Genomic DNA, 9724 nt, shown 5'->3' on the forward strand with positions numbered 1-9724 from the left:
CACGGCCTCGTGCGTAGCCCACGGCTCGACTGGTTAGGCTCGAATACGTGAGCAGGTTCCAGGTCGTCAGCGGCAAGGGTGGTACCGGTAAGACCACGGTCGCCGCCGCACTCGCGCTCGCCCTCGCGACCGAGGGCAGGCGCACCCTCCTCGTCGAGGTCGAGGGCAGGCAGGGCATCGCCCAGCTCTTCGAGGCGGAGTCCCTTCCGTACGAGGAGCGCAAGATCGCCGTCGCACCGGGCGGCGGCGAGGTGTACGCCCTCGCCATCGACGCGGAGCGCGCGCTCCTCGACTACCTCCAGATGTTCTACAAACTCGGCAGCGCGGGGCGGGCGCTCAAGAAGCTCGGCGCGATCGACTTCGCCACCACCATCGCGCCCGGTGTGCGGGACGTGCTGCTGACCGGCAAGGCTTGCGAAGCCGTACGCCGCAAGGACAAGCAGGGGCGGTACAGCTACGACTACGTGATCATGGATGCGCCGCCGACCGGTCGCATCACGCGCTTCCTCAACGTGAACGACGAGGTGGCGGGGCTGGCCCGGATCGGCCCGATACACAATCAGGCGCAGGCCGTGATGCGGGTGCTGAAGTCTCCCGAGACGGCGGTCCATCTGGTGACGCTGCTGGAGGAGATGCCGGTCCAGGAGACCGCGGACGGCATCGCGGAGCTACGGGCGGCCGAACTGCCGGTGGGCAGGGTCATCGTGAACATGGTGCGGCCGCACCTGCTGGACGAGGATGCACTGCGTACCGCGTCGGGCGGCCGCCGCAGGGAGATCGCGAAGGCGCTGACCCGGGCCGGTGTGACCGGTTCCGCGGCGCTCGTGAGGCCGTTGGTCGAGCAGGCCGCCGAGCATGCCCAGCGGGTGGAGCTGGAGCGCGAGCAACGTGCGGTGCTCGCGGATCTCGATCTGCCGACGAACGAACTCCCGCTGATCGGAGAAGGCGTGGACCTGCCCGGGCTGTACGACCTGGCGGTCGAACTCCGCAAACAGGGCGTGGGCGAAGGGGCGGGGCAAGGGGTGGGTTCATGACAGCGAGCACGAAGACGGGTGCCGTCAAGGGCACGGACACCGGCACAGCCGCCGCGCCCGTTCCGGCCGCTCCCGCCCTGGACGCCGACGCGCTGCTCGACGACCAGGACATCCGGATCGTCGTCTGCTGCGGTTCGGGCGGAGTGGGCAAGACCACGACCGCGGCGGCGCTGGGCGTACGGGCGGCCGAGCGCGGCCGGAAGGTCGTCGTCCTCACCATCGACCCGGCCCGCAGGCTCGCCCAGTCCATGGGCATCGACTCGCTGGACAACATCCCCCGCCGGGTGCCGGGCATCGACGGCGAGGGCGCCGGGGAACTGCACGCCATGATGCTCGACATGAAGCGGACCTTCGACGAGATCGTCGAGGCGCACGCGGACGGCGAGCGAGCCCGCGCGATCCTGGAGAACCCCTTCTACCAGTCCCTGTCGGCCGGTTTCGCGGGCACGCAGGAGTACATGGCGATGGAGAAGCTCGGGCAACTGAGGGCGCGCAACGAGTGGGACCTGATCATCGTCGACACTCCGCCGTCGCGTTCCGCACTGGACTTCCTGGATGCGCCGAGACGGCTCGGCTCGTTCCTGGACGGGAAGTTCATCAAGCTGCTGATGGCTCCGGCGAAGATGGGCGGCCGGGCCGGGATGAAGTTCCTCAACGTCGGCATGTCGATGATGACCGGCACCCTCGGCAAGCTGCTGGGCGGTCAGTTCCTGCGTGACGTACAGACGTTCGTCGCGGCGATGGACACCATGTTCGGCGGCTTCCGGACCCGGGCCGATGCCACGTACAAACTGCTGCAGGCTCCCGGCACGGCGTTCCTCGTCGTCGCGACACCGGAACGCGATGCGCTGCGAGAGGCCGCGTACTTCGTGGAACGGCTGGCCGCGGAGGAGATGCCGCTGGCCGGTCTGGTCCTCAACCGGGTCCATGGCAGCGATGCCGCCCGGCTCTCCGCCGAGCGCGCCCTGGCGGCCGCAGAAAATCTTGATGACATCGGCATTGTGGATCAGACGGCCGGGAAGGCTGGACTTCGTGACCCGGCCGACTCGGCAGTCACCTCTCCCGAAGACCCCGAGTCGCCGCCCTCCCCCGCCCGTTCCGCGCACACCGAAGCCCCTGAGCACGCCCCCGAGTCCGAACCCGAGCCCGAGGCTGAAGCCGTCTCCGTGGAGCAGCTGACCGCAGGTCTGCTGCGACTGCATGCTGAACGCATGCAGGTCGTCGCACGCGAGCAGCGCACCCGCGACCGCTTCACCGCACTGCACCCCGAGGTCGCCGTGACCGAGGTCGGCGCGCTGCCCGGTGATGTCCATGACCTCGCAGGGTTGCGGGCCATCGGGGACCGGCTCGCGACCGGTTCCGTCCCGGCCGGAGCTGCATGACCACCTGAAAGGCCTATCCGCCCTCGTCGACTACCCCACGGCGGCGTACGTCTCGTGCAGTTCGTCGTTATCCAGACCGATGGCCACCGGCAGGATGCCCGTGGACCGCTCGTACTCACTGCGAGCGGTCTCCAGCAGCCGGCGCCAGGACGTGACGGTGGGCCGTCTGCGCAACAGTGCGCGACGCTCCCGCTCGGTCATTCCGCCCCACACGCCGAACTCGACGCGATTGTCCAGCGCATCGGCCAGGCATTCGGTCCGCACCGGGCATCCGGTGCACACTGCCTTGGCCCTGTTCTGCGCTGCCCCTTGTACGAACAGTTCATCCGGATCGGTAGTGCGGCAGGCTGCCTGCGCACTCCAGTCGGTTACCCAGCCCATCACGGCGCCGTCCTCTCCCGAATCGAGGCTCCCCCACGGCGGTAGCGGCATATTCACCGCTGCCAGTTGAGGACGTTACGGAAAGTGGTGACAGCACAACACCCCCTTCGGGCCCAATCTTGAATGGCCCGAACGGACTATGCGTACGCGGCAGATCACCCAGGGGAGTGAGGTGGCGACATCCGTGACTATCCCGTCAAAATCGGGACAGTTCGCCTGGGTCACAACGGACGTTCGATGACACACCAGGCGAATTCGGGGAGCGCCTCGGGTCGCGAACGGACCAACGCCGGGTCATGCGCGGGGGTTGATACGGAACGGGACTGCTGTGACAGTTGGGAGCAGCTTAGGCCAACGCATATACGCCTGTCCGGCGAATGAGAACGTAGGCTGCCCCCATGCCAAAGAACCGCTCGGGCGGGGGTCTCACCGCGACCCAGCAGGCCGCCAAGTTTCTCGGTGTCGCCGCACTCTCCGGAGTCGTGCTCGCGGGCATCGCGCTGCCGGCCGCCGGGGCTCTGGGGCTCGCCGCCAAGGGGACGGTCGAGGGATTCGACGAGATCCCGGCCAATCTCAAGACGCCGCCGCTGAGCCAGCGCACCACGATCCTGGACAACAAGGGCGGCGCGATCGCCACGGTCTACTCGCGCGACCGCACCGTCGTCCCGCTGAAGAACATCTCCCCGTACATGCAGAAGGCGATCGTCGCGATCGAGGACGCGCGCTTCTACCAGCACGGGGCGGTCGACCTCAAGGGCATCCTGCGCGCGATGAACCGCAACGTGCAGTCGGGCGGGACCGCGCAGGGCGCGTCGACCCTCACCCAGCAGTACGTGAAGAACGTCTTCGTCGAGGAGGCGGGCGACGACCCGGACAAGGTCGCACAGGCCACCCAGCAGACGATCGGCCGCAAGGTCCAGGAGCTGAAGTACGCGATCCAGGTCGAGGAAGAGCTCGGCAAGAAGAAGATCCTGGAGAACTACCTCAACATCACCTTCTTCGGGCAGCAGGCGTACGGCATCGAGGCCGCCTCCCACCGGTACTTCTCCAAGTCGGCGAAGGACCTGAAGCTGGAGGAGGCCGCGCTGCTGGCCGGCCTCGTGCAGTCGCCGAGCCGCTACGACCCGGTCAATGACACGGAGGAGGCGACCAAGCGTCGCAACACCGTGCTCCAGCGCATGGCGGATGTTGGGGACATCTCGCGGGCCACGGCGAAGAAGGCGCAGTCGACGCCGATCAAGCTGAAGGTCAGCAAGCCGCAGAACGGCTGCATCACCGCCGTCAGCGGGGCCGGTTTCTTCTGTGACTACGTGCGCCAGGTCTTCCTCACCGACCCGGCCTTCGGCAAGACCAAGGAGGACCGCGCCAAGATCTGGAACCGGGGCGGCCTCACGGTCCGCACCACGCTCGACCCGCAGGCGCAGCAGGGTGTGCAGGACTCGATCAGGAGTCACGTCTACAAGACGGACAAGGTCGCCACCGCCGTGACACTGGTCGAGCCGGGCACCGGCAAGATCATGGGCATGGGCCAGTCCAAGCCGTACGGCCTCGGGCCGAACGAGACCCAGTACAACTACTCGGTCAACAAGGACATGGGCGGCTCGAACTTCGGCTTTCCGACCGGATCGACGTTCAAGCCGTTCCTCGCCGCCGCGGCCATAGAGGGTGGCAAGCCGGCGACGCAGATGTACTCGGCGCCGTACGAGATGGACTACCCGGACACGGTCCAGACCTGCGGCAAGCCGTGGGTCAACAACAGCGTGCCGAGGTATCACCTGGAGAACGAGAGCGAGTCGGAGGAGGGACCGTACGCGCTGAAGGAAGCGATGGAGATGTCGGTCAACACCTACTTCGTCCAGATGCTCCAGGACATCGGCATGTGCCCGGTCTCGCACATGACCGACAAGCTGGGTGTGGTGCAGGGCGACGGCACCAAGCTGCCGCAGAACCCGTCCACGCTGACCCTCGGCTCCAACGGTCTTTCGCCGCTGACGATGGCCAGCGCGTACGCCGCGTTCGCCAACCGCGGCACGTACTGCACGCCGATCGCCATCGAGTCGGTGAAGACGGCGAACGGCGACTCCCTCCCCGTGCCGAAGACCACCTGCACGCAGGCGATGTCGCAGACTACGGCCGACACCATCAACACCCTGCTGCGCGGCGTGGTCGACTCCGGTACGGGCCGTGAGGCCGGTCTCCAGAGCCGCGACAACGCGGGCAAGACGGGTACGACCGACGCCCGTAAGAACGCCTGGTTCGTCGGCTACACGCCGAACATGTCCGGTGCGGTCTGGGTCGGCAGCCCGTCCCAGAGCGTCGAGATGGAGCAGATCACCATCGGTGGCGTGTACCGGGACAAGGTGTACGGCGGTGAGGTCCCCGGACCGATCTGGCGCGACGCCATGACGAACGCCCTCAACGGCCAGCCTGCACCGTCCTTCAACACCGTCGACATCCCGGACCCCCCGAGGGGCGACGACGAAGGCAGGGGCAGGGGCAGGGGCCGACACGACAACCGCGATGACGGCAAGAACAAGCCCGGCAACACCAACCCGTTCCCCGGCATCAGCATCACGCCGGGCACGATCGGCGGAAACGACGGGTCCCCCCGCGGCCAGACCAACGGCGGCCAGACCGGCCCCTGACCTCTGGACGCATCACCCGTCCACGCAGAAGACAGAAGGCGGGGTGGGCCGGAACATCCGGTCCACCCCGCCTTCGCGCAGGTACGGAACTGCCGCCTCAGCCCGCGAGGAGCTTCTTCACCGCGGCCGCCACCCGGCCGCCGTCGGCGAGCCCCGCGACCTTCGGGTTCACAATCTTCATGACGGCGCCCATGGCCCGCGGCCCCTCGGCGCCGGCGGCCTTCGCCTCGTCGACGGCCGCCGCCACGATCGCACCCAGCTCGTCGTCGCTCAGCTGTTTCGGCAGGTAGGCGTCGAGCAGCTCGCCCTCCGCCCGCTCGCGCTCGGCCTGCTCCGTCCGGCCGCCCTGGGCGAAGGCCTCGGCCGCCTCGCGGCGCTTCTTCGCCTCCCTGGCGATCACCTTCTGGACCTCGTCGTCGGAGAGCTCGCGCGCCGTCTTGCCGCTGACCTCCTCCTTCGTGATCGCGGTGAGGGTCAGCCGGAGCGTGGACGAGGTCAGCTCGTCACGCGCCTTCATGGCCGTCGTGAGGTCTTCCTTGAGCTTGGACTTGAGCGTGGTCATGTGCTGATTGTGGCAGGTGCGGAGTGCGGAACGCCCGCCGGTTTTCCGCGGACCGCACAGTGTCTGCGACGATGGACGCATGCGCGCACGCTACGGAGTACCCCTGAAAGTCACGGCAGTCGGCGCAGCGGTCGGCGCCGCCGGGCTCGTCTACGCGGCAGGTTTCGAGGCCCGATCGTTCCGGCTCCGCCGCGTCACGATCCCCGTACTCCCGCACGGGGCACGTCCGTTGCGCGTACTGCAGGTCTCCGACATCCACCTGGTGAGCGGCCAGCGCAAGAAGCGGGGCTGGCTGCACTCGCTGGCCGGCCTGCGCCCCGACTTCGTCGTGAACACCGGCGACAACCTCTCCGACCCGAAGGCCGTGCCGGAGCTGCTGGACGCACTCGGTCCGCTGATGGAGTTCCCGGGTGTGTACGTCTTCGGCTCCAACGACTACTACGGCCCCAAGCTCCGCAACCCGGCCCGCTACCTCCTCGAGAAGACCCAGGGCAAGCACGGTCTCAACGGGAATGCCCCGGCGGTCGGCGTCGTCCACAACCCGTGGGAGCCGATGCGTGACGCGTTCGACGAGGCGGGCTGGCTGGGGCTGAGCAACACCCGGGGCCGCCTCAAGGTCGACGGCCTGGAGATCGCCTTCACCGGCCTCGACGACCCGCACATCAAGCGGGACAGGTACGCGGAGGTCGCGGGCGGCCCGGAGACGGGCGCCGACCTCTCGATCGGCGTGGTGCACGCCCCGTACCTGCGCTCCCTCGACGCCTTCACCGCCGACGGCTACCCCCTGATCCTGGCGGGCCACACGCACGGCGGCCAGCTCTGCATCCCCTTCCACGGGGCCCTGGTCACCAACTGCGACCTCGACACGGACCGGGTCAAGGGTCTCTCCTGCCACACGGTCGGCAACCGGCGCGCCTACCTCCACGTTTCGGCAGGCTGCGGCACCAACCGCTACACCCCGGTCCGCTTCGCCTGCCCGCCCGAGGCGAACCTGCTGACGCTGACACCCCGCGACTGACGGCCCACGCCGCCTCCCGGGACGTGGCGCGCGCCGGGGCAGAAACCGGATTTCGTCTCCGGCCGTGGGTGGGCTAAAGTAATCGATGTCGCCAGGACACCGGCGGCGATCGGGGTGTAGCGCAGCTTGGCAGCGCGCTTCGTTCGGGACGAAGAGGTCGTGGGTTCAAATCCCGCCACCCCGACAGCTGAAACACCAGGTCAGGGCCACTTACTCGCAAGAGTAAGTGGCTCTGATTTGTTGTGCGGGGCCGTTCTGGGAGAATTCCGGGAGAAGATCGCGACGGTCGAGCAGCGGCAGCAGGGCGAGGACCGGCCGCAGACCACCCCGGACCGGATCGTTGAGCTCAGCATCGGGGTCGCAGCAGAGACCGCAGCCGTACGCGTACGCCTCGTCCAAGTCCAGGTCCGTGCCGTTGCAGTAGCGCGACCAGCGGGCGTAGCGCTCGCGGCCCACCGGGGTCGGGGCGCCCTCGACCGCCGGCGCGTACACGTCGCGCATCCAGTCCCTCAGCTCGAGCACCGTACCGGTGAGCGGGTCGAGGGCGATGAGCTCGTCGACGTAGCCACCGGGGTGCCGGGTGGCCCCGAGACCGATGACCTCTTCGGCGGCCAGGTCCGGCTCGCCGACTACAACCACAACGGCAAGGCGGACCTGGCCGTCACCGCACCCTTCGAGAACGGCCGCAACGGAGCCCTGTGGACCCTGCTGGGCACCTCGTCCGGCCTCACCGGCTCCGGTTCCACGGTCTTCGGCTCCGACGACTACGGCCTCGCGAACGGATCGCGGCTCGGGGAGTCGCTGCTCGACCGAGCCGGGCGAGCGTTTCCGGTTCGAGCGGCCTGGCGGACTCGCGCGGCCGGCTGTCCTACCGTTCCTTCTCCAGCCCTGACCTCAGTTGTACGAAGCCCAGTTCGGCCGCCCGCACCGCGTCCTCGTACACCTCGTCCGCGCTCTCCCCCGCGTCGATGCGCCGCCAGTTCTCCAACGCCAGGATCCGCTGTACGGCGATGATCTGCCCCGCCGCCAGCCGGTCCGGTACGCCGTCGCCCAGCGCGCGGGCGAGCGCCGCCTCCGAGCGTCCCTGGTATCCGTACATGCGGGCCACCAGCGACGGTGTCCCGTACAGCATCCGGTGGAACGCCAGCACCTGCGGGTGATCGCAGAGCCCGGTCACCGGGTCGCGGCGCTCCAGACCGTCCAGGAAATGGCGGTGCAGGGCGTCCAGCGGCGATTCGTCCTGCCCACGGGCCGCGACCACCCGGGCCGCCTCGTCCTCGTGGTCGGCGAACCGGTGCAGCGCCAGGTCCTCCTTGGCCGGGAAGTACCGGAACAGCGTCGGCTTGGAGATGTCAGCGGCGGCCGCCACCTCCGCCACCGAGACCTTGTCGAAGCCCCGCTCCAGGAACATGGCGATCGCGGCATCGGAGACCGCCTGGTACGTCAGCTGCTTCTTCCGCTCGCGCAGACTGATCGGCGCCTGCGCAGCCGGCCCGGTTCCGGTCTTCTCTCCGCTCATGACCATGAAGGGTACGCCCTTGACCTCAACCGGACTTGACGTCCGAGAGTGGTCGCACGGGTGCCGGACAGGCCGGCCGCCCGGTGACGGAGAGGTGTGATCCGCATGCGTGTGGCGCTGGTCAGGGAGCTGGGCGGCCCGGAGGTACTGGTTCCGGCCGAGATGCCCGACCCGGTGCCGGGGGCCGGCGAGGTGGTGATCGACGTGAGCCACGTTGACACGCTCTTCGTGGAGACCCAGATCCGGTCGGGTGCGTTCAGCGACTACTTTCCGGTCCGGCCCCCGTACGTACCGGGGGGAGGGATCGCCGGGACGGTGCGCACGGTCGGCAAGGGCGGCGACGCGGGGTGGGCCGGCCGCCGGGTCATCGCCTCCGTCGGCTTCACCGGCGGTTACGCCGAGCAGGCGGCAACCGCCGCCGACCACCTGGTGCCGGTACCGGACGGACTGGGGCTGCGCGAGGCCGCCGCCCTCGCGCACGACGGGGTGACGGCCGCCGCGCTGATGGAGGCGACCGCCCCCGTACCCGGCGAGCGCGTGCTGATCCTCGGCGCCTCCGGCGGCATGGGAACCCTCCTCGTGCAGCTGACGCACGCGGCAGGCGCACATGTCGTCGCGGTGGCCCGCGGCGACCGGAAGACGGCGCTGGTACGGGAGCTGGGCGCCGACGACGTGATCGACGGAGCGGACGCGGGGTGGGTGGAACAGGCGCGTACAGCCCTGGCAGCAGCGGGCGGCCCGGCCGATGTGGTCCTCGACGGGGTCGGCGGCGCAATGGGAGCGGCCGCCTTCACCCTGACCGCCGACGGCGGCCGCTTCTCCGCCCACGGAGCACCGACGGGCGGCTTCGCCCCGATCGACCCGCAGGAGGCGGCGCGGCGCGGCATCACGCTGCGCGGCATCGGGGACGTACAGCTGACCGACGCGGAGTACGTACGCCTGGCCGGACACGCACTGGGTGAGGCAGCGGCCGGACGGCTGCGTCCGGTGATCGGGCACGTCTACCCGCTGGAGCGGGCGGCCGAAGCGCATACGGCGATCGAGGAGCGCGGCCTGCTGGGCAAGGTGCTGCTGAGCACACGGGAGGAGTGACCGGTCGGGGCCAGGCAACAGGACGCAGGAGGACGGCACCGGGGGGGGGGGGGGGGGGGCCCCCCCCCCCCCCGGGGGGCCGCGGGCCCGG

The 9724-nt window shown here is 69.4% G+C and carries 8 protein-coding genes, 1 tRNA gene and 1 pseudogene; 7 read left to right on the plus strand and 3 right to left on the minus strand.

What is annotated here, in order from left to right:
• Positions 1-47: 47 nt before the first annotated feature.
• Positions 48-1034 carry an ArsA family ATPase gene (locus ACWCP8_RS35900; RefSeq protein ID WP_352268727.1) on the plus strand — a complete coding sequence of 329 codons (987 nt, stop codon included), beginning with the start codon at positions 48-50 and terminating at the stop codon, positions 1032-1034.
• On the plus strand, positions 1031-2416 hold the full coding sequence (locus tag ACWCP8_RS35905; RefSeq protein WP_451120513.1) for an ArsA family ATPase: 1386 nt from the start codon (positions 1031-1033) through the stop codon (positions 2414-2416). The genes ACWCP8_RS35900 and ACWCP8_RS35905 overlap by 4 nt, the downstream gene beginning before the upstream one ends.
• Before the next feature lie 30 nt (positions 2417-2446).
• Here ACWCP8_RS35905 and ACWCP8_RS35910 read toward each other — a convergent pair whose 3' ends face one another.
• Positions 2447-2797 (minus strand): WhiB family transcriptional regulator, encoded by a 351-nt coding sequence (locus ACWCP8_RS35910; RefSeq protein WP_451120515.1) that lies wholly within the window; start codon positions 2795-2797, stop codon positions 2447-2449.
• A gap of 398 nt (positions 2798-3195) precedes the next feature.
• On the opposite strand from ACWCP8_RS35910, the gene ACWCP8_RS35915 reads away from it, so the two are divergent.
• Positions 3196-5442: a transglycosylase domain-containing protein gene (locus tag ACWCP8_RS35915; RefSeq protein WP_352268729.1), complete on the plus strand. Its 2247-nt coding sequence runs from the start codon at positions 3196-3198 to the stop codon at positions 5440-5442.
• A gap of 97 nt (positions 5443-5539) precedes the next feature.
• Here ACWCP8_RS35915 and ACWCP8_RS35920 read toward each other — a convergent pair whose 3' ends face one another.
• Positions 5540-6004 (minus strand): GatB/YqeY domain-containing protein, encoded by a 465-nt coding sequence (locus tag ACWCP8_RS35920; protein WP_326604547.1) that lies wholly within the window; start codon positions 6002-6004, stop codon positions 5540-5542.
• A gap of 79 nt (positions 6005-6083) precedes the next feature.
• Between ACWCP8_RS35920 and ACWCP8_RS35925 the strand changes: the two genes are divergently transcribed.
• From ACWCP8_RS35925 to ACWCP8_RS35935, 3 genes and pseudogenes are all read left to right on the plus strand, one after another.
• Positions 6084-7022, plus strand: a complete 939-nt coding sequence (locus ACWCP8_RS35925; protein ID WP_451120518.1) for a metallophosphoesterase — start codon at positions 6084-6086, stop codon at positions 7020-7022.
• A 110-nt stretch (positions 7023-7132) separates the two neighbouring features.
• A tRNA-Pro gene (locus ACWCP8_RS35930) sits at positions 7133-7206 on the plus strand.
• Positions 7207-7595: 389 nt separating this feature from the next.
• Positions 7596-7679, plus strand: a pseudogene (locus ACWCP8_RS35935) (hypothetical protein); the annotation flags it as partial.
• Between the two features lie 211 nt (positions 7680-7890).
• Here the strand turns inward: ACWCP8_RS35935 and ACWCP8_RS35940 are convergent.
• Complete coding sequence (locus tag ACWCP8_RS35940; RefSeq protein ID WP_451120520.1) at positions 7891-8547, minus strand: TetR/AcrR family transcriptional regulator; 657 nt, start codon at positions 8545-8547, stop codon at positions 7891-7893.
• Positions 8548-8646: 99 nt separating this feature from the next.
• Here ACWCP8_RS35940 and ACWCP8_RS35945 point away from each other — a divergent pair, with 99 nt between their 5' ends.
• Positions 8647-9633: a zinc-binding dehydrogenase gene (locus ACWCP8_RS35945; protein WP_352268826.1), complete on the plus strand. Its 987-nt coding sequence runs from the start codon at positions 8647-8649 to the stop codon at positions 9631-9633.
• Positions 9634-9724 lie beyond the last annotated feature (91 nt).

Source organism: Streptomyces sp. NPDC002206, assembly GCF_053593595.1.

Excerpts from the sequence above, each read along its gene's own strand:
- ACWCP8_RS35905 (WP_451120513.1), top strand. The coding sequence starts at position 1,031 with ATGACAGCGAGCACGAAGACGGGTGCCGTCAAGGGCACGGACACCGGC.
- ACWCP8_RS35945 (WP_352268826.1), top strand. The coding sequence starts at position 8,647 with ATGCGTGTGGCGCTGGTCAGGGAGCTGGGCGGCCCGGAGGTACTGGTT.
- ACWCP8_RS35940 (WP_451120520.1), bottom strand. The coding sequence starts at position 8,547 with ATGGTCATGAGCGGAGAGAAGACCGGAACCGGGCCGGCTGCGCAGGCG.
- ACWCP8_RS35910 (WP_451120515.1), bottom strand. The coding sequence starts at position 2,797 with ATGGGCTGGGTAACCGACTGGAGTGCGCAGGCAGCCTGCCGCACTACC.
- ACWCP8_RS35915 (WP_352268729.1), top strand. The coding sequence starts at position 3,196 with ATGCCAAAGAACCGCTCGGGCGGGGGTCTCACCGCGACCCAGCAGGCC.
- ACWCP8_RS35925 (WP_451120518.1), top strand. The coding sequence starts at position 6,084 with ATGCGCGCACGCTACGGAGTACCCCTGAAAGTCACGGCAGTCGGCGCA.
- ACWCP8_RS35920 (WP_326604547.1), bottom strand. The coding sequence starts at position 6,004 with ATGACCACGCTCAAGTCCAAGCTCAAGGAAGACCTCACGACGGCCATG.